The organism is Sphingopyxis sp., assembly GCF_016704835.1.
Classification (GTDB): domain Bacteria; phylum Pseudomonadota; class Alphaproteobacteria; order Sphingomonadales; family Sphingomonadaceae; genus Sphingopyxis.
The window spans coordinates 434651-457932 of sequence record NZ_JADIZJ010000021.1; the positions used below are offsets into that span (position 1 = coordinate 434651).

A 23282-nucleotide genomic window follows, 5' to 3' on the forward strand; every position below is an offset into this window, starting at 1 on the left:
GCGCCGTGCGGCGCATCCGCGAGGCCCGCGCGGGCTGGGCGATGTCATCGCCAGCGCTCGCCGCGATCGCCTTGTTCTTTGTGTTTCCGGCAATCGCGTCGCTGTTTCTCAGCTTCACTGATTTCGACATCTACGCGCTCGCGAACCTCGATAATCTACGCTTCGTCGGTTTCCAAAATTATGCGCGTTTGATTGAAAATCCTTTGTTCTGGAAAGCGATGACGAACACCTTGCTGTTCGTGGCGGTCGGGACGCCCTTTATCGTCGCCCTCTCACTGTTCGCGGCGATGCTGGTCAATTCGCGTTGGCTGAAGTGGCGACCCCTCTGGCGAGTCGCGCTATTTGCCCCTTATGTGACGACGCTCGTCGCGACGGCGGTCGTCTGGCGTTACCTGCTCCACACCCGCTACGGCCTGGTAAACTATCTGCTGTCGTTGATCGGTATTCCGCCCATTGACTGGCTAGGCAGCCCGAATGCGTCGCTGCCCGCGATCCTGATTTTTGTTGGGTGGAAAACCTTCGGCTATAATATGATCATCTTCCTCGCGGCGCTGCAGACGGTGCCGCGCGAACTCGACGAGGCGGCGCGGATCGACGGTGCGGGCTGGTGGACGCGGCTGCGCCACGTCACCCTGCCCGCGATTGCACCGACGGCGTTGCTGGTGTCAGTTCTGACCGTCGCGGGCATGTTCCAGCTGTTTGCCGAACCCTATGTGATGACGCAGGGCGGCCCCGCCCAATCAACCGTCACCATTCTCTATTTCATGTATGAGGAAGGGTTCAAATGGTGGAACCTGGGATCGGGCGCGGCGGTCGCGTTCCTGCTGTTCCTGTGCATACTCGCGGTGACCCTGGTGCAGCTGCGACTGGCCCGACGCGGAGGCGCGATATGAGCGCGCGCCATTGGACGGTCACATTGCTCGCGGCGCTGGTTGCGTTGCTGACGATCGCGCCCTTGCTGTGGATGCTCTCGGTCAGCTTCATGGCGCCGGGGGAAGCGGCGCAGTTCCCCCCGCCGCTGCTCCCCGCCGATCCCAGCCTCGCCAATTATCGCACACTGTTCAGCACCTTCGGCATCGGCCGCTTCCTCGCGAATAGCATCCTCGTCTCGACGCTCGCGACGATCCTCGCGCTGATCTTCACCATCCCGGCGGGTTACGCCTTTGCGAAATTGCGCTTCACGGGCCGCGACGCGACCTTTCGCCTGCTTGTCGCGGCGCTGGTCGTGCCGGGGCAGATCGGGATGCTGCCTTTGTTTCTCGAACTGAAGGCGATGGGTCTCGTGAACAGCTATGCCGGCGCGCTCGTGCCATGGCTGGCGGGCATCTTCGGCATCTTCCTCGTCCGCCAATATTGCCTGTCGATCCCCGACGAAATGCTCGAGGCGGCGCGCATCGACGGTGCGAGCGAGGGACAGATTTTGCGCCGCATCGTGCTCCCTATCCTGGCCCCGATTATCGTCACATTGGCGCTGTTTGTCTTCCTAGGCAGCTGGAACGATTTCATGTGGCCGCTGATCATCCTCGCCGACCAGCAGCTTTATACACTTCCGGTCGCGCTTGCCGCGATGAGCCGCGAGCATGTTCAGGACAATGAGCTGATGATGGCGGGCGCCGTCGTGACGACGCTCCCGGTGCTGATCCTCTTCCTCGCGCTTCAGCGCTTCTACCTGACCGGCCTGCTCACCGGGAGCGTCAAGGGATGACTTTTCCAACCAAGGACAATCGAATGACATACTGGACCGCGGCCTTGCTGGGGCTCGCCCTTGCTTCCGCCCCCGCCACTGCAAGGACAACCATGCCCCCCATGGTCGAAGGACAGACGCCCCAGCCGGCGATCGAGCCCGGCAATTATCCGTATCAACTGTTCCTGCCCAAGGGCTATCTGGCCGAGCCGGCCAAATCCTATCCGCTGCTCGTTTTCCTGCATGGTTCGGGCGAACGCGGCGACGATGTCGCCCGCGTCAAGGTCCACGGCCCGCCAAAGATTGCCGATCGCGATCCCGACTTCCCCTTCCTGACCGTGTCGCCGCTGCTCGCCGCCGATCAGGATTGGGATATCGCCAAGCTCGATCGGTTGATCTCGCATGTCGCCAAAACCTATCGCATTGATCCGGCGCGGGTCTATCTCACGGGACTCAGCCGCGGCGGCCACGCCAGCTGGCGCTGGGCGATTGCCGAGCCGAAGCGATTCGCCGCGGTGGCGCCGGTCGCCGGGCGAGGAAATCCGGGCGAAGCCTGCCGCCTGATGGACCTGCCTGTCTGGGCCTTTCACGGCGATCGCGACGATGTCGTGACACCCGAGGGCAGCTTCAACATGGCGCGCGCTATCCGCGGCTGCGGCGGACGCAAGGTTCGCCTGACCATCTATCCCGATCTTGGCCACAATGCCTGGGATCCCGCCTACGACGACCCGGCACTCTATGCCTGGCTGCTCGACCACCACCTCGCCGCTCCGGTTCCCGCCAAGGACAAGAAATGACGCAGACTGTTTTTCCCGACAATTTCCTGTGGGGTGCGGCGACTGCCGCGTATCAGATCGAAGGATCGCCGCTTGCTGACGGCGCTGGCGCCAGCATCTGGCAGCGCTTTAGCCACGATCCGCGGTTGATGGCGGAAAAGGGCGACACCGGGGACGTTGCCTGCGACCATTATAACCGCATGCCCGCCGACGTCGCCCTGATGAAAGCGCTGGGGCTCAAGGCCTATCGCTTCAGCGTCAATTGGGGTCGCGTGCTACCCGAAGGAATTGGGCGCATCAACGAACCCGGTTTCAGCTTTTACGAGCGGCTGGTCGATGAATTGCTCAAGCATGACATCGAGCCGTTGCTGACTCTGCATCATTGGGATCTGCCCGCGGCGCTCGACGACAAGGGCGGCTGGCTGAATCGCGACAGCGCTGACTGGTTCGCCGAATATGGTTCGGTCATGTACCGCCGCCTAGATGGTCGGGTGAAGAAATGGGTGACGCTGAACGAGCCCTGGGTGATCACCGATGGCGGCTATCTCCACGGCGTGCTCGCGCCCGGCCACCGCAATCTGTTCGAGACGCCGATCGCCAGCCACAATCTGATGCGCGCGCATGGCCGCGCGGTGCAGGCCTATCGCGGCGACGGTGCGCATGAGATCGGTCTGGTGGTAAATATCGAGCCCAAATATCCGGCCAGCGACAGTGCCGATGACATCGCGGCGACCGGGCGCGCACACGCCTATATGAACCGGCAATATCTCGACCCGGCACTGAAGGGCAGCTACCCTGCGGAACTCGCCGAGATATTCGGTGAAGCGTGGCGGGATTGGTCCGCCGAGGATCTGAAAGACATTTGTCAGCCGGTCGATTTTATCGGCATCAACTATTACACGCGCAACGTCGTTCGAGCCGACCCGAACCAGTGGCCGCTCGGCGCGTCGCCGGTGAAGCAGGTCGCAACGCACACGACGACCGACTGGGAGGTCTATCCCCCCGCCCTCACCGATACGCTCGTCTGGTTCCGCGACACCTATGGCGACATCCCGGTCTATATCACCGAAAATGGCGCAGCCTTTTACGATCCGCCGACCGCCGGACCCGATGGCATCGACGACTCGCTGCGCTGCGATTATCTGCGCACGCATATCGCGGCCATCGGTGAAGCAATCCGGCAGGGAGTCGATGTGCGCGGCTATATGGCCTGGTCATTGCTCGACAATCTCGAATGGTCGCTCGGTTTTTCCAAACGGTTCGGCATTGTCCATGTCGATTACGCAACGCAAACACGCACACCCAAACGCAGCGCGCGTTTCTACAGCAGCGTGATCGCGGCAAACGGCGGCAACCTCGGATGAGGTTCCTGCTGGCCCTGTTGGCGGCATTGCTCGCACTGCCTGCGGCGGCGGGGGAACGCTCCGACCGCTACAGTGCGATGACCTACAACATTCGGCTCGACATCGCGTCGGATGGCGACAATGCTTGGCCCCACCGGCGGAACGCGCTGACCAGCCTGATTGCCTACTATGCCCCTGACCTTGTCGGCATGCAGGAGGTGCTGCCCAATCAGAAGCAAGCAGTCGAGGCCGACCTGCCCGCTTATCGGTTCGTCGGGGTCGCGCGCGACAATGGCAAGGACAAGGGCGAGTTTTCGCCGCTCGGTTTCCGCCGTGACCGATTCAATCTGATTGCATCGGGTACCTTCTGGCTATCGCCGACGCCCGACGTTCCGGGCAAGGGCTGGGACGCTACCTACCCGCGCATCGCGAGTTGGGCGCGCCTGCGGGACAAGGCGGCGAAACGCAACCTGCTCGTCGTGAACACGCACATGGATCATGTCGGCACGATAGCGCGGCTCGAGGGCGCACGGCAAATCCGCCGTTGGACCGCAGCTCAACGGACGACGAACGAGACGGTCGTGCTCATGGGCGATTTCAACAGTCCGACAGATAGTCCACCCTATGCCGCGATCGTCGAACCGGGCGCCGGGGCGCTGCGCGATACGCTTGCGATCAGTCGCGCACCGCATTTCGGCCCGCGCGGCACCTTCACCGGCTTCAAGATCGAGCAGGTAGAACCGGCACCGATCGACCATATTTTCGTGAGCAACGACGTCGTGGTGCTGCGTCACGCGACGCTCACCCAGCAGAGCGGTGGACGACTGCCGTCGGATCATTATCCGGTGCTTGCCGACCTGTGCCTGGGCAAGGGTTGCTGATTACGCGGCGGGCACCTTGTCGAGCCAGCCGCCAGCAAAGCCGATGCGTTTCAGCCCGCGCACGATGTGGGGGTTTTTGCGCATCACCTGCCACACGAAACCGCTGCGGTGATTTTCCATCATGGCCAGGATCGGTCCCTGGTCGATGCCCAGATAGTCGTTGGCAACCCAGCCATGAACCGGGTCGACCGCGCCGCTGCGCGACGCCGCGGCGGCGAAGGTAAAGCTGGGATTGAACGCGTCCTTGAAGCCATATCGGGTATAAAGCGTGGTCCCATATTGGGTCCGCATCGCCATCAACGCAGGGATCGTGACTTCCGGTGCAAAGGGGATCGAACCGCCCGCCGCGGTCGGGACGATCGTGCCATCGTCGATGACGCGGATCGCGCTGACCCCGCGCGCCATATAGCCGTTGAACTCGCGCGGGCTTCCATTGACGCTATACTGTCCCTTTGAGTATCCTGGTCCGTCCGACGCGGTCCAGCCCCAGATGTCAGCGCTATATCCCTTCCATTTGCTCGGATTCGCGTTGCCATATGCGCGCTGCGACAGGGTTGCGCGACGGCTGTTCTCGAAATAGTCGATTCCCTTGCCGCGCATGAAAGCGTCCTTGATGCCGCGGAAATCGATCCAGACATGGCTATACTGGTGCCCGAACAGGGGCTCGAACTGCAGATGTTCCTGGCCGTAATAGGTGCCCCAATCCTTTTCGAGGTCGGCAGCCCAGCCCTTGTCCCACGCGTCCTTACCAACGGGGTGCGTCGGCGAGCCCAGCGCCAGGACATAAACGAGCATCCCCTCGTTATACCCGACCCAGTCGTGCGTTTCGAAACCCTTCTCGGGTTTCCACCCCATCGTGATGCCATGCGACCCCGCCAGGTTGCGCGCCTGCGTCCCGGTGTTCGTCCGCTGGACAAAGGTCCAGTCGACGCGGGTGTAAATTTTCTCGGCCAGATCGCGGATCTCGACCTCGACCGGGTCATTGCGGTCATAATAGCTTTGCGCGAACAGCGCGCCGCCGAGGAACAGGCTGGTGTCGACGGTAGACAGTTCGTTGGTCTTGTACCGGGTGCCGTCGTCATTCTTCAGGAAGTGATAGAAGAACCCCTTATAGCCTGTGTTTCCAGCCACCTCGGGCCCCTGCGGGGCGGTCCAGTAAAAACGCAGGCAATCGCGCGTGCGGAGCGCCGCTTCGGCGCGCGTAACATAGCCGCGCTCTGCCCCGATGCCATAGGCGGTCAGTGCAAACCCCGTCGCGGCGATCGATGAGAAAGGATTGCTGGGCCAGCGATCGGGCGCCAGACAGCGCTGGGTGTCGGTGGTGTCCCAGAAATAGCGGAAGGTCCGCTCGGTCAGCTCTTCCGAAAACACCGCTGCGCTGATCGGTGCCAGCGCGGGCGGGGACGCAGCGCCCGGGGTGGTGGGCGCGGGGGTAGCAGTGCAGGCAGCGGTCAGAGCCACCAGGGGCAATGCAAGCGCCCCGATCCGGAACGACATTCGTTACTCCAAAAATCAGGCGCCCGGCCCACGGGAGGGGGGTGTAGGCCGGGCGCCTTGTTCAGCCGGTCAGAAAGAGAATCCGGCTGATACCTTTACCGTACGCGGCGCGTTGCCGCCAACCCCATTGCCCGAAATCTCCAGATAACGGGGCGAGCTTGGATCGTTGTTGTAGTCGACATAGTTGCGATCGTTGAACAGGTTCAGGATGTCGACGCGCAGCCGCAGTCGCGATTCGTCGGTGATGAACCGGACCGGGATATATTTGGTGATCGCGATATCCATCTGGCGGAAACCCCAGCGATCGCCGTTGCCATCGGCTTCGTTCGAAATCACCGTACGGCTGGGATTGGCCCCGCCCTGGTTAATGAATGCCTTGAGATAAGGCGGCGATGCAATTTGGAACTTGCCCGACAGCGTCACCCCGATCGGCAGGTCGACCGAACCCGTCGCGACCAGGCGATGCTTGCGCACGCCGCTCGACCGACTGACGGTATAATCGTCAAGGGACGGGAAATCGAGGCTGAAGACTTCGCCAAAGCTGCGGTTTTCTTCAGCCTGCGTGTAGGTATAAGTTGCAGAGAACGTCCAGGGCGATGCCGCCGAGTAGTTTTTCACAAGCTTGAGATAGGCTGTGTCTGCGCTGGTTTCGAGCCCGTTGGTGCCGATGATGATCGACCCGAATCCCGGCGGCGCAAAACCGAAGGGCGAGTTGGGTGCTGCCGGCGCCGGCGGGAAGAACGTGCCGTCGGGGCGACGATTGCCGAGCAGATACGCGAAGCCGTCCTTGCTCTCGACATGGCTGTAGCCAACCTCAGCCTCAAACAGCGGGGTGACGCGCGCACGAAACCCGATGCTGGCCTGGTCCGAATAGGGGACTTTCAGATCGTTATCGATGAATCGCAGCTCGCGGCCACCGCCCGGCCCGGCGCCCGCCAGCAACTGCTGGCGACCCGCTTCGGTCAGATAGATCGGGTCGAACGGAACGCAGGTCGGCCCGGCGACGCAGGTGTTGTTCGGATCGCCGGTCTGGAAATTGAAGGTGCGGGTCGTATAGGATCCGACGCTGATTTCCTGTTGCAGGAAGTCGAACTGGTTGCGGTCGTAGGATCGGCCGATACCACCGAACACGACATAACGCCCTTCGTCGTCCAGTTCGTAGCTGAACCCGATGCGCGGCTGCCAGGCGCCCATGAACGCCTTGCGCTCGCTGCCGGTCGAGATGAAGTCGCTGATGTTGTAATCGGCATTGACCAGATTCGGATAATTGGCCGGCGACACCGCATTGACCGCGTCGGCGGGGTGGACAAAGTCGAGGAAGGCCGGTGTCCGCTCATAATCCCAGCGCACGCCCAGGTTCAGGGTCAGCCGGTCGGTAACCTCCCAGTCGTCCTGTACATAGATGCCGAACTGGAAATTCTTCGAATTGATGATCGGGTTGCCGTTCCCGGTCGAGGCGCCGAACTGGACGCGATAGGGCACGTCGTCGTTGAACGTCCCGCCCCCCGGGTTGAACGCGGGGTTATAGGTATAGACGGGATTAAAGGCGTTGAGCTGAAGCGAATTGAGCTCGACCCATTTCGCCTTGGCGCCGACCTTGATTGTGTGACCTTCGAGCCCGGTCCAGGTGAAGTCGTTCTGGACGCCCCAACCCTTCTGGCCCTTCTCCTGATAGTTGCTCCCGCCGCCGATGCGCAGGATGTCGCCGCGCACGACGTCTCCGGGTTGCGGGTTGGTCGGCGACGGTCCGGCGTAAGCGAACAGGAAACCATTGCCGAACTCGAACGGGGTCGGCGCCCATTTGACGTCCTCATAGGTGATTTTGAAATCGTTGATCCAGTTTTCGGCAGTATGTTCCCAGCGCGCGGTGCCGCGGATTTCCTCGACATCCTGCGAACTGATCGTGCTGCGCGCGTTGATGCCGCTGCCCAGGAACTCGCCGGTTTCCTTGCGATACTTGCCCGACAACTCGATCAGGTCGCTGTTCGAAGGCTGAAAGCTGAGCTTGCCGAAATACAGATCTTCGTTGAACGTCGCGTTCGTCGGCCCGAACACGCCCTGATATTCGGACGGGAAGTAGGCGACCGGCAGGTTGAGTCCCGGCGTGACGTCGACCGGATTCTGCTGACGCTTGCCTTCATAGGTTACGAAGAAGTGCAGCATGTCCTTGATGATCGGACCGCCGAGTGCGCCGCCAAACTGGAAATCCTTCGTCTGGATTTTGGTCCCGGTCAGCTCGTTCGGGCGGCGATCGCGAAAGCTCTGGTCGGTGTAGTCGATGAACGCTTCGCCGTGGAACTCGTTGGTCCCCGACTTAGTCACCGCAGTAATCGCGACCGAGCTCACCTGGTCGAATTCGGCTTTATAATTGGAGGAAATGACACGATACTCGCCCACCGCTAGCTGCGGGAAGGGATTGCCCTGCGTCGAATCCTGGCCGGTGATGCCATTTTTCAGGACATAGTCCTTTTGCCCGACACCATCGATAAAGATGTTGACGCTACGGCTGTCTTGCGCGCCGCCCTGCAAGCGCGATTGGCCGTTGCCGCCGGTCACGAACTGAACGCCCGGCGCCAGATCGGCAAAAGCCAGAAAGTTGCGGTTGTTCTGCGGCAGCACTTCGATCTGGCGCTGCGTAATGTTCGAGCCAACCTCGCCGCCCTCCATCGAACGGATGCGCGTGCCGGTGACGATGATCGCGTCGCCCGCGCCTTCGGCGATATCGGGCTGCGAAAAGTCGAAATCGAGCACCGCGTTTTGGCCGACCGACAGGGTGAACTCGTCGGTATTGCGCACGCCGCCGGGGGTCGTGATTTCCAGCCGGTAGGTACCGACCGGCAACGATGCGATGTTGTAACTGCCGCTCTCGCCGACAGCGACGCTGCGGGTCAGGCCGGTATCGACGTTGATCGCGGTAACCTGACTCACGCCGCCTTCGGCCGTTACCGTGCCGCGCAGCGATGCGTTCGACACCTGGGCATAGGCGGGGGTGACAACTGCAACCGCGAGCGCCGCACCCGCGCTGCTCCACGCCAACGCCGCGGCAGCGGCCTTGACGCGCGACCGGCGCGCAGAATTGTTCGAGATTTCACGCTGAAACTTCACGGCATCCTCCCTTTTTGTGCCCCGACATTCCCCGCTTTCGCCTTGTTCGCTGACCAGCCTTGCCACCGGGCAGCGACGAATCGCGGGAAATCGCGTCGTTGTTTTTTTTGATTTGTAACCGGTTTCACGATCGCTGTATAGGGGGAAGCGACACAGGCGGATGGATCGACGATCAGTCAATTTTTGGCCGATTTCGGCCAATCCGCATGAGAATATATACGTATAGTGATTGGGAAGGACGAATCATGCCGCCGATTTCGCGCAACCTGACAGGCTTGACGCTGGCCGCGCTACTGCTGGGTACGCAGCTGTCGCCTGCCCCGCTGTTCGCTAAGCCCGCGGCGATGGCACCTCAGCAAACGGAGGTCGATGCAGCCGGCTGGCTCCGCCCCGATGGCAAGATGGACCGCTTCATCGCCGACCTGATGGCCAAAATGACGCTCGACGAAAAAATCGGCCAGTTGACCCTGCTCACCAGCAATTGGGAATCGACCGGTCCGACGATGCGCGACGGCTACAAGGAGGACATCCGCACCGGCCGCGTCGGCGCGATCTTCAACGCCTACACCGCGAAATATACGCGCGAGTTGCAGGCGCTTGCGGTCGAGGGCACGCGGCTGAAGATTCCATTGATCTTCGGCTATGACGTGATCCACGGCCACCGCACCATCTTTCCGATCTCGCTGGGCGAGGCGGCGAGCTGGGATCTCCAGGCCATTGAAAAGGCGGCGCGAATATCAGCCATTGAAGCCTCCGCAGAGGGCATTCACTGGACCTTTTCGCCGATGGTCGACATCGCGCGCGACCCGCGCTGGGGACGCGTTTCCGAAGGCGCCGGCGAGGATGTCTATCTCGGTAGCCTGATCGCAAAGGCGCGCGTGCGCGGCTATCAGGGCAGCGACCTGTCGCGCCCCGACACGATTCTGGCCACCGCCAAACATTTCGCCGCCTATGGTGCGGCGCAGGCGGGCCGCGACTATCACACCGTGGATATTTCGGAGCGCACGATGCGCGACGTCTATCTGCCGCCGTTCAAGGCCGCTGCCGACGCGGGCGCCGCAACCTTTATGACGTCGTTCAACGAATATGACGGCGTCCCGGCCTCGGGCAGCCGGTACCTGCTGACCGAGGTGTTGCGCGAAAAATGGGGTTTCAAGGGATTTGTCGTAACCGATTACACATCGATCAACGAGATGGTCCCGCACGGCTATGCGCAGGATCTGCAGCAGGCGGGCGAACAAGCGATCAACGCCGGGGTGGATATGGATATGCAGGGCGCGGTCTATATGGAAAATCTTGGCCGTTCGGTCGCAGAAGGCAAGGTCGATACCGCGCGCATCGACGCTGCGGTCAAGGCGATCCTCGAAATGAAATATCGTCTCGGCCTGTTCGAGGATCCCTATCGCTATGCAGACGAAGCACGCGAAAAAGCAACGATCTACAAAGCCGAGTTCCTCGACGCCACGCGCGACGTCGCGCGCAAGTCGATCGTCCTGCTCAAGAACAATGCCAACGCCCTTCCCCTCGCTGCGACGGCAAGATCGATCGCGGTGATCGGCCCGCTCGGCAACAGCAAGGAGGACATGATCGGCAGCTGGTCGGCCGCCGGCGACCGCAAGACGCGGCCAATCACCTTGTTCGAAGGCTTGCAGACACGCGCGCCGAAGCGAACCACCGTCGCTTATGCCAAGGGCGCGAGCTACGCTTTCGAGGATGCGGGCAAGCGGGATGGTTTTGCCGAAGCCCTGGCGCTGGCGCAGAAATCCGATGTCATTATCGCTGCGATGGGGGAGCGTTGGGACATGACCGGCGAGGCCGCGAGCCGCACCTCGCTCGACCTGCCCGGCAACCAGCAGGCGTTGCTCGAAGAACTGAAAAAGACCGGCAAGCCGATCATCCTGGTGCTGATGAGCGGGCGACCGAACAGCATTGAATGGGCCGATACCCATGTCGATGCGATCCTGCACGCCTGGTATCCGGGCACGATGGGCGGCCACGCCATCGCCGATGTGCTTTATGGCGATTATAACCCCTCGGGCAAGCTACCCGTCACCTTCCCTCGCAACGTCGGGCAAGTCCCGATTCACTACGACATGAAAAACACCGGTCGCCCAATCGAACTCGGCGAGCCCGGTGCAAAATATGTTTCGCGCTACCTAAACACCCCGAACACCCCGCTCTATCCGTTCGGTTTTGGCCTCAGCTACACCAGCTTTGGCTACTCGCCAGTAACGCTCGACAAGGCAAAGATCCGTCCCGGCGAGACGCTGACCGCCAGCGTCACCGTGACCAACAGCGGCGCGCGCGCCGGCGAAGAGGTGGTGCAACTCTATGTCCGCGACCTCGTTGGATCGGTCACGCGCCCGGTCAAGGAGCTTAAGGGATTCGAAAAGATCATGCTCAAAAAGGGCGAAAAGCGCACCGTTCGGTTCATGCTGACCGACGCCGATCTTGCCTTCACGCGCCAGGACATGAGCTGGGGCAGCGAGCCCGGCCAGTATAAACTGTGGGTGGGGCCGTCCTCCTCGGTCGGATCGGAAGCGAGCTTCACACTGACCGAATAGGCGATGACATGCGCCATGGCTGTGCGCCGTAGGCATTCGACAGCGCGGCTGGGGGACTTATTCGCGATGCCGAAAGCGGAATTTGATCGACGTACCATTCTGGCCGGAATTGCCGCGATTCCCTTCTCGGGTTGCGCGCTTCACGCCGCGTCCCTCGCGACGAGCATCGGCATTGCGACGTTCAACATCTGGCACGACGCAGGCGGGAACTGGCCGGCACGGCTCGCGCTGCTGACCGCGGCGCTGCGAGCCACTGACGCCGACGTCATCGCGCTGCAAGAAGTTCTGGAGGATGCCGGCAAGGGGCTGCCCAATCAGGCCAGCACCATCGCGAACGCGCTCGGCTACCCCGAAGTCCATTTCGTGGCGGTCGAATCCGAAGGAGCGCCCAAACGCTATGGCAATGCGATCCTGACGCGATGGCCGGTGATCGAGATTGCGCGCCGCCGGCTCGAACCACTGTCCGATTTTCGCACCGCGATCCGCTTGCGCGTGCAGATCGGATCCGAACCCGTCGACATCGTCGCAACGCATCTCGCGTGGCAGCCCGAAGCCGCTGCGGTACGGACACAGCAGGCGACCGACCTGCTCGACTGGCTCCCTGACGACGCTGTGCCGCGCATCATAATGGGCGATTTCAACGCCCCGCTCGACGACCCGGGTCTCCGGGCTTTCGGGCCGCCACGATTTGCGTCGGCGCTGCCGCGCGGTGCCACGGCAACAACGTTCAACCCGGAGCGCGGCCACAAGCCGCGCGTTATCGATCATATTTTTGTCGAGCGATCGAAGTTTGTTGTCACCGATGCGCATATCATCGGTGATACGCCGGTGAACGGGGAGTATCCGTCCGATCACTTCGGCGTCGTGGCCCGTGTCGCGCGGCTACGGTGAATGCCGGTCAGTCAAGCCCGAGCAATTTGCGCGCATTGCCACCGCGAATTTTCACGCGCTCCGCGTCGGTCAGATCGAGCTTTTCGAAAGCGGTCAGGGTCGCCGGAAGCGAAATTTGCGGGAAATCCGACGCCAGCAGCACCTTGTCTACGCCAACATTTCGAATCGTCCAGACGAATTCAGCCTCGATCGGCGAGTCTGCGGCCAGCAAAACGGTGGCGCTGATATCGAAATAGACGTTGTCGGCGAACAGATTTTCCGCCGTCCGCGCCAGCGCCAATATATTCCAGAAGCGAAACTGGAGTCCCCCCATATGGGCAAAGATGAACCGCGTTTTCGGGGCCTGCAGCGCAAGGTTGAACAGCTTTTCATTGTCCGCTGGGACGATGCTGGCATTGTCCATCAGCACGATCAGCCCGACTTCACCGGCCCGCCGAACCAGCGCCAATACGCGCGGATCGGCAGCGTCGAATTTCTGCGTATGCGGGTGGATCTTCAGCAACTTGACGCCGCGCAACGCAACGCGCTCGACCTCGGCGATGGCGCCGTCGCCGTCATAAGGGTGCACCGTGGCGATGGCGAGCATGCCCTTGTGCTTTGCCGCCAGCGCGATCATCGCATCGTTGTTGGCACGAATCTGCCCGGGATTCCCGGCGAGTGCCTGGTTCGGGCCGCCGAACCACATTGCGCCAAAGACCGACACCGACCGCCCAGCTGCCTTCAACTGCGCTTCATATTCGCGGATCGACGCTTCACCATTATGAAGATGAACATGGGTATCGACCACCCGGTCTTGCGCCGCTGCAGGTACGACGCAGACCGCCAGCGCGAGCAATATCGGCAGGGTCCGCATAAGGTTTCCTCTGTCAGAACGGCGTTGACGCACGCCCATGGCACAGGAGCAGGAACCGAGACAACCACGTCGCGGTAACGGTCAAGGTATCAGAATGACCTTTCCGATCACCTCGCGCCGCTCCAGCATCGCGAACCCCTCGCGCCAGTCGGCGAGGTCGAGAGTCGCATGGACGTGCGGCTTGATCTTGCCAGCCGACGCCAGCGCATCGATCGCCGCAATATTTTCTGCCCCGCGCTCGGGAAAGCGGCGGCCATATTCGCCCGCGCGCACCCCGACGACCGCAAAGCCCTTGATCAGCGGCATGTTCATCGACAGCTCGGGAATGCGTCCCGACGCAAAGCCGATCACCAGCAGCCGCCCGCCGAACGCGATACAGCGCGTCGATTCGTCGAATATATCGCCGCCGACCGGGTCGAAAATGACGTCCGCCCCTGCCCCGCCGGTCAGTTCCTTCACCCGCTCGCGAAAACCCGGCTCGCCGTCGATCACTGCATCCGGCGCAAAGCGCCGCGCAATGGCATCCCGCTTGTCCGCGCTGCTCGCTGCCGCGATCACGCGCGCGCCGAGCGCTTTGGCCAGATCGACCGCCGCCAGCCCGACGCCGCCCGCCGCGCCATGCACCAGCACCCACTCCCTCGGCACGACCCGCGCGCAGCGGACCAACGCAACATATGCGGTGAGATACGCGACCGGATAGGCCGCTGCTTCCTCCCACGTCAGCCGCTCAGGCTTGGCGCGCAGCCCCGCCGCGGGCGCGACGCAATATTCGGCCATCGCGCCGAACCGGTTTCCGCCGACCACCGCGTCGCCAAGCTGCCAATCGGCGGCCCCCTCGCCCAGCGCATCGACCTTACCGGAAAACTCCAGCCCCGATACGAAGGGAAGCGGCGGCTTCAACTGATAATCGCCGCGCGTCATCAACAGGTCGGGAAAATTCACCGCAGCCGCGCGCACCCGCACCCGCACTTCGCCCGGTCCGGGCTGCGGCACCGGCACCTCCGCCAAGGTGGCTCCCGCATGATCGGGCAACAATTCGGTGACCTGCAAAGCCCGCATGGAGAAAAGTCTTTCCTACAATATTCCAATTTGGTTCGTTTTACTCATTCAACCAACCACAGGAGCGAATCATGTCCAGACCCGATTGCCCGCCCGTCGATGCCGACGCGCTGATTGATGCCGTCATCGACCGCGAAGGCCGATATGTAAACCACCCCGCCGACCGCGGCGGCCCGACCTGCTGGGGGATCACCGAGGCCGTCGCCCGCGCGCAGGGAGATGACGGCGCAATGCGCGACCTGTCGCGCGCCGACGCCGTGGCGATCGATCGCAGTATCTACTGGCTGCGCCCCGGCTTCGACAAGATTGCGCTCCGCGCGCCACAAATCGCCGCCGAATTGTTCGACACCGGCGTCAACATGGGCACCGCCACCGCGGTCGGCTTCCTCCAGCGCGCGCTCAACGCGCTCAACCGTACCGCGCGCGACTATCCAAACATCGCGGTCGATCGCGACATCGGCGCGCGCACCCTGTCGGCGCTCGACGGCTTTCTGAAAGCGCGCGGCAAAGGCGGCGAGACGGTGCTGCTGCGCGCGATGGAGGCGCTGCATGGCGAGCGCTACATCGCACTCGCCGAACGCCGCCCCAGCCAGAAGGCGTTTCTCCACGGCTGGCTCGCCAACCGGACCGGCGAGCACTGACCAGTTTTCCGGACCTCGATAGACCGTGAACTTTGACAACTTCCGACAAAAGGACATCCGACCATGAGCATCATCGAAGGCCTGATCGGCCCCATCGCCAAGCTGATCGACAAGATCATCCCCGACCCCGAAGCACGCGACCGCGCTAAGCTGGAACTGCTGCAAATGGAGGGCAGCCAGGAAATGGAGGCGATCAAAACGCGCATGACCGCGATCGTCGCCGAGGCGAACAGCGCCGACCCGTGGACCAGCCGCGCACGCCCGAGCTTCCTCTACGTAATGTACGCGCTGCTGCTCTGGGCCATCCCGATGGGTCTGATCGCCGCGGCGCGGCCCGAGATGGCGAAGGGCATTGCCGAGGGCATGAACGCCTATCTCGCGGGGATTCCCGAACCACTCTATGCGCTCTTTGGCACGGGGTATCTGGGCTACACGGCGGCAAGGGCGTGGGGGAAAGCGAAGGGGGTGGAGAGCTGACGACCAAGAGAGGATAATTCTGTTCCCCGGCGAAAGCCGGTGCCCAGAAGGACAGCGCGACACCGCTGGGCCCCGGTTTTCGCCGAGGAACAGCTCTATTCCTCCACAACCCGCGCCAAATTCGCCAACGACGAATTCAACCCCGCCTCATGATCCTTCGCCGAAATCCCCGGCGGCACATGATGCGCGTCGATCGTCACCAGCGTGCCGCCGCCTTGTCGCGACAGATACCAGTGCATCGCCATCGTCCCGGAAAAGCGCGGGTCGTCGGACACGAACTCGACCTCCCACACGATCAGGCGGCCGTCGTCGAGCGTCGGAATATAGACCTCGACGACATCGCTGTCGTCGTCGCTCTTGGTCTCGACGTCGGCATCATCGAACGTCAGCCGCATCAGAAAGCCGCCGCCGGGACGCAGGTCGACATGCTCGAATTCGCCAGTCGCGCCCTCGGGCGGCAACCAGCGCGCCAGCTTCGCCTCGCTGGTGAACGCCGAAAAAACATCGACCAGCGGCGCCGCTATCAGCCGTTCGGCATGATCGGTGCGCCGCGTCTTCTTGGTCGGTTTCAACTCAGCGCGGCTTTGACCGCGGCGACCGCCGCATCGGCTGCGCCGCCATCGGGACCGCCGCCCTGCGCCATGTCGGCCCGGCCGCCCCCGCCCTGCCCGCCAAGCGCTGCAACCGCGAGCTTGACGAGATCGACGGCATTATGCGCAACCCCGTCGGTCACCCCGACCGCCACCGAAGCGCGCCCGTCGTTGACCGCGACGAGCATTGCGACGCCGCTGCCTACCTGCTTCTTGAGCCCGTCGACCGTGCCGCGCAGTTCCTTGGGATCGAGCCCGTCTACCACCTGCGCGATAAACGCGGTGTTGCCGACCTGCTCGACCGCAGGCCCAGTCGCGCCGCCACCGCCACCCATCGCTAGCGCCTTCTTGGCATCGGCGAGTTCGCGCTCGGCCTTTTTCAGCGCTTCGGCCAGTTGCGCGACGCGCGCCGGGACATCGTCGGGCGAGGTCTTGAGCGCCGCCGCCGCTGCCTTCAGCGCCTCGTCGCGCCCGTTCAACCACGTCCGCGCTGCTTCGCCGGTCAGCGCCTCGATCCGCCGCACACCCGACGACACCGCCGACTCGCTGATGATCTTGAGCAAAGCAATATCGCCAAGCGCCCGGACATGCGTCCCGCCGCAAAGCTCGACCGAATAATGATTGTCGGTCGCCTTGCCCATGCTGAGCACGCGCACCTCGTCGCCATATTTCTCGCCGAACAGCGCCAGCGCGCCCGCCGCGACGGCGTCATCAGGGGTCATCAGCCGCGTCGTCACCGCCTCATTGCCGCGGATCTGCGCGTTCACGTCGGCCTCGACGTCGGCGATCTCCTCGGCACTAAGCGCCTTGGGGTGCGAGAAGTCGAAGCGGAAACGGTCTTCAGCAACGAGACTGCCCTTCTGCGTCACATGCCCGCCCAGCCGGTTGCGCAGCGCCGCATGCAGCAGGTGCGTCGCGCTGTGATTGGCACGAATCCGGTCGCGGCGGTCGGCATCGACGGTCAACTGCACCGTGTCGCCGACCTTCAGCGTTCCCGCCTCCAGCTTGGCATGATGCGCATGGAGCCGTCCCAGCGGCTTGCCGGTGTCGCTGACCGACGCCTTCGCGCCGCCCAACGTCGCGATCGTTCCGCTGTCGCCCATCTGGCCGCCGCTCTCGCCATAGAAAGGCGTCTGGTTGGTCAGCACGGTGAGTTGGTCGCCCGGCTTGGCTTCGTCAACCGACGCGCCATCCTTGACCAGCGCGATCACTGTCGCCTCGCCCTCGGTTGCGCCATAACCGATAAATTCGGTGCCGCCCTGCGTCTCGGCAATGTCGTACCAGATCTCGTCCGAAGCCTTGTCTCCGCTGCCCTTCCACGCCGCGCGCGCCGCCGCCTTCTGCTGCGCCATCGCCGCATCGAAACCGGCACGGTCGACGGCAATGTCCTGCGTGCGCAGCGCGTCCTCGGTCAGATCATAGGGGAAACCGAACGTGTCGTAGAGCTTGAACGCAACCTCGCCGGGCAAGGTCGCGCCCGCCGACATCCCGACCGTCGCTTCGTCGAGCAATCGCAGCCCCTTGTCGAGCGTCTGGCGAAACTTGGCCTCTTCACGCTCCAGCGTCTCGGCAATCAGCGGCTGCGCACGGATCAGCTCGGGATAGGCGGCGCCCATCTCGGCGGTCAGCGACGGCAGCAGGCGGTACATCAGCGGATCCTTGGCGCCGAGCAGATGCGCGTGACGCATCGCACGGCGCATGATCCGGCGCAGCACATAACCGCGGCCCTCGTTCGACGGCAGCACCCCGTCGGCGACGAGGAAGCTCGACGCCCGCAGGTGATCGGCAATCACGCGGTGGCTGGCCTGTGTCGCCCCCTCGGCCGGAACCCCGGTCAGGTCGACCGACGCGGCGATCAGCGCCTTGAACGTGTCGGTGTCATAATTGTCGTGGACGCCCTGCAGCACCGCGGCGACGCGCTCCAGCCCCATGCCGGTGTCGATGCTGGGTCGCGGCAGGTCGACGCGGTCGCCGGGGCCGCGCTGGTCGTACTGCATGAACACGAGGTTCCAGATCTCGACGAAGCGGTCGCCGTCTTCCTCGGGCGAACCCGGCGGGCCGCCCCAGATATGGTCGCCATGGTCATAGAAGATTTCGCTGCACGGCCCGCACGGGCCGGTGTCGCCCATCGACCAGAAATTGTCGTTGGTCGCGATGCGAACGATCCGCTCTTCAGGCAGCCCCGCGATCTTTTTCCACAGGTCGAACGCCTCGTCATCGGTGTGATAGACGGTGACCGTCAGCCGTTCGGGCGCCAGACCCCAGGTCTTCGTGATCAGGTTCCACGCATGGTGGATCGCCTGTTCCTTGAAATAGTCGCCGAACGAGAAATTGCCCAGCATTTCAAAGAAGGTATGGTGGCGCGCGGTGAAGCCGACATTGTCGAGGTCATTATGCTTGCCGCCTGCGCGGACGCATTTCTGCGCCGATACCGCGGTGCTGTACGGCCGTTTTTCAAGGCCCGTGAAGACATTCTTGAACGGCACCATCCCGGCGTTGACGAACATCAACGTCGGGTCGTTGTACGGCACCAGCGGTGCCGACGGCTCGATATGGTGCCCGGTGCCCCCGAAATAGTCGAGGAACGAGCGGCGGATGTCGTTGGTCGATGTCATGCGCGCGAATTAGGGATTTTGCGGGCATGCGACAAGCCGCTTCGTGTCGATGACGATCAACGCCGCAATCGATCAGAAAGCGGTCGCGATCCCTTTGCCCAGATAGCAGGGTAATTGCCGCAGGACATCGGCCTTCGGCACCCCGTCCTCGATCAGCTCGCCGGGGACTTCGGAGGTGTCGGTGCGCACCACGGTCCAGTCGGCGCCGGGGGCGGTGCGATGCACCGCGACATAGCCGCAATCCATCGCGCCGTCCTTGCGATCGCCGCGAAAATCAAACGCGGCATATAGTCCCGGCGGCTGTCCCGCGGGATCGGCGTACCAGCTGACGCGCAGCACCCGAAGCGTGCCGTCGGCCCATAAGGTCGGGCGCTTGCGCAGGTTCATTTCCCATTCGAGCCGGGGATTCGCCGCCTGGAACGACAGCCGCAGCATCGCATAGGCGCTGGCATAATCGCGCTTGGCCAGCGCCATCGTGTAGGCAGCAAAGCGGCCCATCGCGGCGCTTTCATCAGCTGCCGCGACAGTAAAGGCTGCATCGTCGGCGCCCGTCGTAACCCGCTCGACCTCGGGACCGAGCGGCGGCGCCTGCGCCCCGGTCGTGCTGGCGATCAACCCCAGCGCGGCGAGCGGCAGCCAGCGCCGCCGATCAATAGCCATAATAAGCGCCGCCCTTTTCGCGCGCGCGCTGCCAGGCGGGGCGCGCGTGGCACGCGTTCACCAAGTAGGCGAGTTTGGGATAGCGCGCCGCCATGCCCTGCATGATCGCGATCTCAGCCGGGAAGCTCAGCATGATGTCCGCCGCCGACAGGCTATCGCCGATGAAATGGCCGGTGTCGCCGACGCGGCTCTCCATATAGGCGAAATGCGTGTCGAGCTGTTGGTTGATCCGCGGTTCGAGCGGCGCCGCGGCTTCACCCAGCCTCGCGGTGTAGAGGCGCAGCAGGATCGGCGTCATCACCGATCCTTCCGCAAAATGTAGCCATTCGAGATGGCTGATATGGTCGTCACTGCCGCGCTCGGGAACCAGATGCCCGCCGCCGTGCCGCTCGCACAGATATTCGGTGATCGCACCCGATTCGATGATGACCCGGCCATTGTCTTCGATGACCGGCGACTTGCCCAGTGGATGCACCGCGATCAGTTCGGGCGGCGCCAGGTTGGTCGTCGCGTCACGGTCATAATATTTGACGTCATAAGGCGCACCGATTTCTTCAAGCAGCCACAAAATGCGCTGCGAGCGGCTGTTGTTCAGATGGTGGACGATCAGGGTCATGATGCTCTCCTCAAGGGGTCAGTTTTTATATGAACCGTTGCGGTCGATCAGCGCCGCGAGTTCGCGCACCAGCTTGGCGCCAAGGATCGCGGTGACATCGCCGATGTCGCGGCCGGGATGATGCTCGACGATGTCGGCGCCGACAATCGGCGCGGTCTGTTTGTGCAGAACTGCCAGAACTTCGCGCACCGTCAGCCCGCCGGGCTCGGGATGCGCGACGCCAGGCGCCGCCGACGGATCGATTCCGTCGAGGTCGATCGAGATGTAGAGCGGTCCGTCCAGGACAGGGACGCGATCGGGGGTAAAATCGGTCATCGGGATAATCTCGACCCCGAAGCGCGCCGCCTGCTCGCGGCAATGGCGGTTGAGGGTGCGGATGCCGACCTGCACCAACCGCGCCGCGTGACCCGCCTCGCAGATGCGCGCGAAGGGCGAGGCGTGGCTGCGCGAATTGCCGGCAAAATCGTCGTAAAGATCGGGGTGGGCGTCGAAATGAAGGATGCTCACCGGACCAGAGCAGGTCGCCGCGGCCTCGACGAGCGGAAAGGTGACTGCATGATCGCCCCCCAACGCGAGCGGTACCTCGCCGTCCTCCTGCAGCATCACGACGTGACGGCGGATCGCGGCATCATCGTGCGCGGTATTTTCGGTCAGCGGCAAATCGCCGTCATCGGTGAACGCAATGTCGGTACCGATTTCAGCGCCGAGTTCGCTCGCCATATTCCCGCGGTCGCTGAACAGCGCCGCCCGGATCGCCGCGGGTCCAGCGGCAGCGCCACGTTCGAAGCTGCTGTTGCTATCGGTGGGCAAGCCGAAGAGGCGGATCGCGGGCATGGCTCGCTTTTAGCCGTTGGTCGGATGTTCGCAAGGCGCAGCGAAAGGGATCGCATTGGTGAGCCAGGATAGTGGCGCCGACGGGAGTGAGGTCCGGTCCACAGCCACCCTTCCCATCCGGTTCGCATCGCGCGAAGTCGAAACTCCCGTCGGAGCAGAGCATGGCCGATTGGTGTCTCGACTTCGCTCGACGCGAACGGAGATGGAGGTGTCCGCGAACGACCAATTTCGGTCGTTTACACGCAAGGCGATCGTCGTAATAAGCTGTCGTTTGTCATGAATATCCAGCACCAAATACCGACTTTGAAAACTCAGCGTCTCGAGTTGCGAGGACCGACGGCCGAGGATTACGTCGTCTACCGTGATTTCTTTGCCGACGCAGAGGCATCACATTTTTACGGCGGTCCGATGGATGCTGACCGTGCTTGGCGCGTGCTGGCATCAGACTTGGGGCACTGGGCACTTCGTGGCTATGGCCGGTGGTCAGTTGTCGAACAGGCGACGGGACGAATGGTGGGCGGCTGCGGCCTTTGGTGGCCCGAGGGCTACCCGCGGTCCGAGCTCACATGGTGGATTATCCCATCTGCAAGGCGACATGGCTATGCGATCGAAGCTTCGCGTACAGCGGTTGCCTTTGGCTATGACACACTTGGCTGGAAGCTCGTCGAAACTCACATGAATGACGAAAACATCGCGGCGCGGATGCTTGTAGAAAAACTCGCGAGGTGGCACCCCATTTCTGCGGGAAAAGTTTCCTGACGGATTGGAAAGGGATGTTTTCGCATTACCGCGTCCACTTTGACTGCAATTTAACGATAAACCTGCGCGTCCGCGTCCCACCCCAAAGCACCCTCTTGGCCAACACCGCAAAACCACCACGGCATAAAAGGTCAACGGCCGGCGGGTCCACCTGCGGGGAGAGGGAGTGCAGGTGCAAGGGGCTGGAGACCCGCCGCCGTTTCCCGGTCGGCCCGCCAATGCGAACCGACCGGATCGGAATTAATTGATGTCGTCGCCCTCGTCGTCGGGGCCGGCCATCATTTCTTCGGCCACCGCGTCGGTGCGGCTGCGAATGGCGGCTTCGAGCCGGTCCATAAGTTCCGGATTTTCCTTGAGGAAGGTTTTCGCATTTTCGCGACCCTGACCAATGCGGATCGAGTCATAGCTGAACCAGGCCCCCGACTTTTCTACGATTCCGGCCTTGACGCCCAGGTCGAGAATCTCGCCGATCTTGGAAATGCCCTGCCCGTACATGATGTCGAATTCGACCTGCTTGAACGGCGGTGCGACCTTGTTCTTCACGACCTTGACCTTGGTCGTGTTGCCGACGATCTCGTCGCCATTCTTGATCTGACCGGTGCGGCGGATGTCGAGGCGGACCGACGCGTAGAATTTCAGTGCATTGCCGCCGGTCGTGGTTTCGGGGTTGCCGTACATCACGCCGATTTTCATGCGCAGTTGGTTGATGAAGATCACCATGCAACGCGAACGGCTGATCGAACCGGTAAGCTTGCGCAGCGACTGCGACATCAACCGCGCCTGCAGGCCGACATGGGTGTCGCCCATCTCGCCTTCGATTTCGGCGCGCGGAACCAGCGCAGCGACCGAGTCGACGACCAGCACGTCGATCGCGTTCGAGCGCACCAGCGTGTCGACGATTTCGAGCGCCTGCTCGCCGGTGTCGGGCTGCGAGATGATCAGTTCGTCGATGTTGACGCCCAGCTTGCGCGCATAGACCGGGTCGAGCGCATGTTCGGCATCGACAAAGGCAACGGTGCCGCCGCCCTTTTGCGCTTCGGCCAAGACGTGCAGCGCCAGCGTGGTCTTGCCTGAGCTTTCGGGACCGTAGATTTCGATGACGCGGCCGCGCGGCAGGCCGCCGACGCCGAGCGCGATGTCGAGGCCGAGCGAACCGGTCGAGATCGCCTCGACCTGCATCGCCTCTTTCGAGCCCAATTTCATCACCGAGCCTTTGCCAAAGGCGCGATCGATCTGCGCGAGCGCGGCGTCGAGCGCCTTCTGCCTGTCCGTGTTGTTCACTGATTTCCCCGATTCGACGAGTGACAATTGTCCGGCCATTACCGTACCCTTCCAGCTCTAGAGCGACGACAGAAGCATCGCAACGCCGAACCTATGTACGTTATTTGTTCTCATAGAACAAGAGTGGAACAAATATTTCATCGTGCTATTTCTGTC

General features: G+C 62.8%; 20 protein-coding genes. 10 read left to right on the forward strand and 10 right to left on the reverse strand.

Features of this window, described 5'->3' with window-relative positions:
• The first annotated feature begins 5 nt into the window (after positions 1-5).
• Genes IPF76_RS17175 through IPF76_RS17195 form a run of 5 tightly spaced genes read left to right on the forward strand, consistent with a single transcriptional unit; the run spans position 6 to position 4684 of the window.
• Positions 6-893 (forward strand): sugar ABC transporter permease, encoded by an 888-nt coding sequence (locus IPF76_RS17175; RefSeq protein WP_293847390.1) that lies wholly within the window; start codon positions 6-8, stop codon positions 891-893.
• Complete coding sequence (locus IPF76_RS17180; RefSeq protein ID WP_293846515.1) at positions 890-1705, forward strand: carbohydrate ABC transporter permease; 816 nt, start codon at positions 890-892, stop codon at positions 1703-1705. The genes IPF76_RS17175 and IPF76_RS17180 overlap by 4 nt, the downstream gene beginning before the upstream one ends.
• Before the next feature lie 23 nt (positions 1706-1728).
• Entirely contained in the window at positions 1729-2481 is a 753-nt protein-coding gene (locus IPF76_RS17185; RefSeq protein ID WP_293846517.1) for a PHB depolymerase family esterase, read from the forward strand.
• Positions 2478-3824 carry a GH1 family beta-glucosidase gene (locus IPF76_RS17190; RefSeq protein ID WP_293846519.1) on the forward strand — a complete coding sequence of 449 codons (1347 nt, stop codon included), beginning with the start codon at positions 2478-2480 and terminating at the stop codon, positions 3822-3824. The genes IPF76_RS17185 and IPF76_RS17190 overlap by 4 nt, the downstream gene beginning before the upstream one ends.
• The gene (locus IPF76_RS17195; RefSeq protein WP_293846521.1) at positions 3821-4684 is read left to right on the forward strand and encodes an endonuclease/exonuclease/phosphatase family protein; all 864 of its coding nucleotides are present in this window, start codon (positions 3821-3823) and stop codon (positions 4682-4684) included. Before IPF76_RS17190 ends, IPF76_RS17195 begins: the two co-directional genes overlap by 4 nt.
• Here IPF76_RS17195 and IPF76_RS17200 read toward each other — a convergent pair whose 3' ends face one another.
• Both IPF76_RS17200 and IPF76_RS17205 read right to left on the reverse strand, forming a co-directional pair.
• Positions 4685-6181 carry a glucoamylase family protein gene (locus tag IPF76_RS17200; RefSeq protein ID WP_293846523.1) on the reverse strand — a complete coding sequence of 499 codons (1497 nt, stop codon included), beginning with the start codon at positions 6179-6181 and terminating at the stop codon, positions 4685-4687.
• 69 nt (positions 6182-6250) lie between these two features.
• Positions 6251-9286 (reverse strand): TonB-dependent receptor, encoded by a 3036-nt coding sequence (locus IPF76_RS17205; RefSeq protein WP_293846525.1) that lies wholly within the window; start codon positions 9284-9286, stop codon positions 6251-6253.
• A 245-nt stretch (positions 9287-9531) separates the two neighbouring features.
• Between IPF76_RS17205 and bglX the strand changes: the two genes are divergently transcribed.
• A complete protein-coding gene (gene bglX / locus IPF76_RS17210) occupies positions 9532-11850 on the forward strand; it encodes a beta-glucosidase BglX (protein ID WP_293846527.1) in 2319 nt (772 codons plus the stop codon).
• A 66-nt stretch (positions 11851-11916) separates the two neighbouring features.
• On the forward strand, positions 11917-12741 hold the full coding sequence (locus tag IPF76_RS17215; protein ID WP_293846529.1) for an endonuclease/exonuclease/phosphatase family protein: 825 nt from the start codon (positions 11917-11919) through the stop codon (positions 12739-12741).
• 7 nt (positions 12742-12748) lie between these two features.
• Here the strand turns inward: IPF76_RS17215 and IPF76_RS17220 are convergent, their stop codons facing one another.
• Both IPF76_RS17220 and IPF76_RS17225 read right to left on the reverse strand, forming a co-directional pair.
• Positions 12749-13594 carry an amidohydrolase family protein gene (locus IPF76_RS17220; RefSeq protein ID WP_293846531.1) on the reverse strand — a complete coding sequence of 282 codons (846 nt, stop codon included), beginning with the start codon at positions 13592-13594 and terminating at the stop codon, positions 12749-12751.
• An 81-nt stretch (positions 13595-13675) separates the two neighbouring features.
• The gene (locus IPF76_RS17225) at positions 13676-14653 is read right to left on the reverse strand and encodes an NADPH:quinone oxidoreductase family protein (RefSeq protein WP_293846533.1); all 978 of its coding nucleotides are present in this window, start codon (positions 14651-14653) and stop codon (positions 13676-13678) included.
• 71 nt (positions 14654-14724) lie between these two features.
• Between IPF76_RS17225 and IPF76_RS17230 the strand changes: the two genes are divergently transcribed.
• Both IPF76_RS17230 and IPF76_RS17235 read left to right on the forward strand, forming a co-directional pair.
• Entirely contained in the window at positions 14725-15294 is a 570-nt protein-coding gene (locus IPF76_RS17230; protein ID WP_293846535.1) for a glycosyl hydrolase 108 family protein, read from the forward strand.
• A gap of 63 nt (positions 15295-15357) precedes the next feature.
• Entirely contained in the window at positions 15358-15771 is a 414-nt protein-coding gene (locus IPF76_RS17235) for a holin family protein (protein WP_293846537.1), read from the forward strand.
• Between the two features lie 95 nt (positions 15772-15866).
• On the opposite strand, the gene IPF76_RS17240 is transcribed toward IPF76_RS17235, so the two are convergent.
• From IPF76_RS17240 to speB, 5 genes are all read right to left on the reverse strand, one after another.
• Positions 15867-16343 carry an SRPBCC family protein gene (locus IPF76_RS17240; RefSeq protein WP_293846539.1) on the reverse strand — a complete coding sequence of 159 codons (477 nt, stop codon included), beginning with the start codon at positions 16341-16343 and terminating at the stop codon, positions 15867-15869.
• Positions 16340-18976, reverse strand: a complete 2637-nt coding sequence (gene alaS, locus IPF76_RS17245; protein WP_293846541.1) for an alanine--tRNA ligase — start codon at positions 18974-18976, stop codon at positions 16340-16342. Before alaS ends, IPF76_RS17240 begins: the two co-directional genes overlap by 4 nt.
• Positions 18977-19048: 72 nt before the next feature.
• Entirely contained in the window at positions 19049-19636 is a 588-nt protein-coding gene (locus IPF76_RS17250; RefSeq protein WP_293846543.1) for a hypothetical protein, read from the reverse strand.
• Positions 19626-20252, reverse strand: coding sequence for a glutathione S-transferase (locus IPF76_RS17255; RefSeq protein ID WP_293846545.1), 627 nt, complete (start codon positions 20250-20252; stop codon positions 19626-19628). Before IPF76_RS17255 ends, IPF76_RS17250 begins: the two co-directional genes overlap by 11 nt.
• 18 nt (positions 20253-20270) lie before the next feature.
• Positions 20271-21086 (reverse strand): agmatinase, encoded by an 816-nt coding sequence (gene speB / locus IPF76_RS17260; RefSeq protein ID WP_293846547.1) that lies wholly within the window; start codon positions 21084-21086, stop codon positions 20271-20273.
• Positions 21087-21362: 276 nt separating this feature from the next.
• Here speB and IPF76_RS17265 point away from each other — a divergent pair, with 276 nt between their 5' ends.
• Entirely contained in the window at positions 21363-21845 is a 483-nt protein-coding gene (locus tag IPF76_RS17265; protein ID WP_293846549.1) for a GNAT family N-acetyltransferase, read from the forward strand.
• Positions 21846-22085: 240 nt separating this feature from the next.
• On the opposite strand, the gene recA is transcribed toward IPF76_RS17265, so the two are convergent.
• Positions 22086-23165: a recombinase RecA gene (gene recA / locus IPF76_RS17270; protein ID WP_293846551.1), complete on the reverse strand. Its 1080-nt coding sequence runs from the start codon at positions 23163-23165 to the stop codon at positions 22086-22088.
• Positions 23166-23282: the final 117 nt, after the last annotated feature.

Bases quoted from the DNA above. Each gene is read 5' to 3' on its own strand.
- recA (WP_293846551.1), bottom strand. From the start codon at position 23,165: ATGGCCGGACAATTGTCACTCGTCGAATCGGGGAAATCAGTGAACAAC.
- IPF76_RS17250 (WP_293846543.1), bottom strand. From the start codon at position 19,636: ATGGCTATTGATCGGCGGCGCTGGCTGCCGCTCGCCGCGCTGGGGTTG.
- alaS (WP_293846541.1), bottom strand. From the start codon at position 18,976: ATGACATCGACCAACGACATCCGCCGCTCGTTCCTCGACTATTTCGGG.
- bglX (WP_293846527.1), top strand. From the start codon at position 9,532: ATGCCGCCGATTTCGCGCAACCTGACAGGCTTGACGCTGGCCGCGCTA.
- IPF76_RS17180 (WP_293846515.1), top strand. From the start codon at position 890: ATGAGCGCGCGCCATTGGACGGTCACATTGCTCGCGGCGCTGGTTGCG.
- IPF76_RS17225 (WP_293846533.1), bottom strand. From the start codon at position 14,653: ATGCGGGCTTTGCAGGTCACCGAATTGTTGCCCGATCATGCGGGAGCC.
- IPF76_RS17265 (WP_293846549.1), top strand. From the start codon at position 21,363: ATGAATATCCAGCACCAAATACCGACTTTGAAAACTCAGCGTCTCGAG.
- IPF76_RS17255 (WP_293846545.1), bottom strand. From the start codon at position 20,252: ATGACCCTGATCGTCCACCATCTGAACAACAGCCGCTCGCAGCGCATT.
- IPF76_RS17200 (WP_293846523.1), bottom strand. From the start codon at position 6,181: ATGTCGTTCCGGATCGGGGCGCTTGCATTGCCCCTGGTGGCTCTGACC.
- IPF76_RS17215 (WP_293846529.1), top strand. From the start codon at position 11,917: ATGCCGAAAGCGGAATTTGATCGACGTACCATTCTGGCCGGAATTGCC.
- IPF76_RS17230 (WP_293846535.1), top strand. From the start codon at position 14,725: ATGTCCAGACCCGATTGCCCGCCCGTCGATGCCGACGCGCTGATTGAT.
- IPF76_RS17220 (WP_293846531.1), bottom strand. From the start codon at position 13,594: ATGCGGACCCTGCCGATATTGCTCGCGCTGGCGGTCTGCGTCGTACCT.
- IPF76_RS17190 (WP_293846519.1), top strand. From the start codon at position 2,478: ATGACGCAGACTGTTTTTCCCGACAATTTCCTGTGGGGTGCGGCGACT.
- IPF76_RS17185 (WP_293846517.1), top strand. From the start codon at position 1,729: ATGACATACTGGACCGCGGCCTTGCTGGGGCTCGCCCTTGCTTCCGCC.
- IPF76_RS17235 (WP_293846537.1), top strand. From the start codon at position 15,358: ATGAGCATCATCGAAGGCCTGATCGGCCCCATCGCCAAGCTGATCGAC.
- IPF76_RS17195 (WP_293846521.1), top strand. From the start codon at position 3,821: ATGAGGTTCCTGCTGGCCCTGTTGGCGGCATTGCTCGCACTGCCTGCG.
- speB (WP_293846547.1), bottom strand. From the start codon at position 21,086: ATGCCCGCGATCCGCCTCTTCGGCTTGCCCACCGATAGCAACAGCAGC.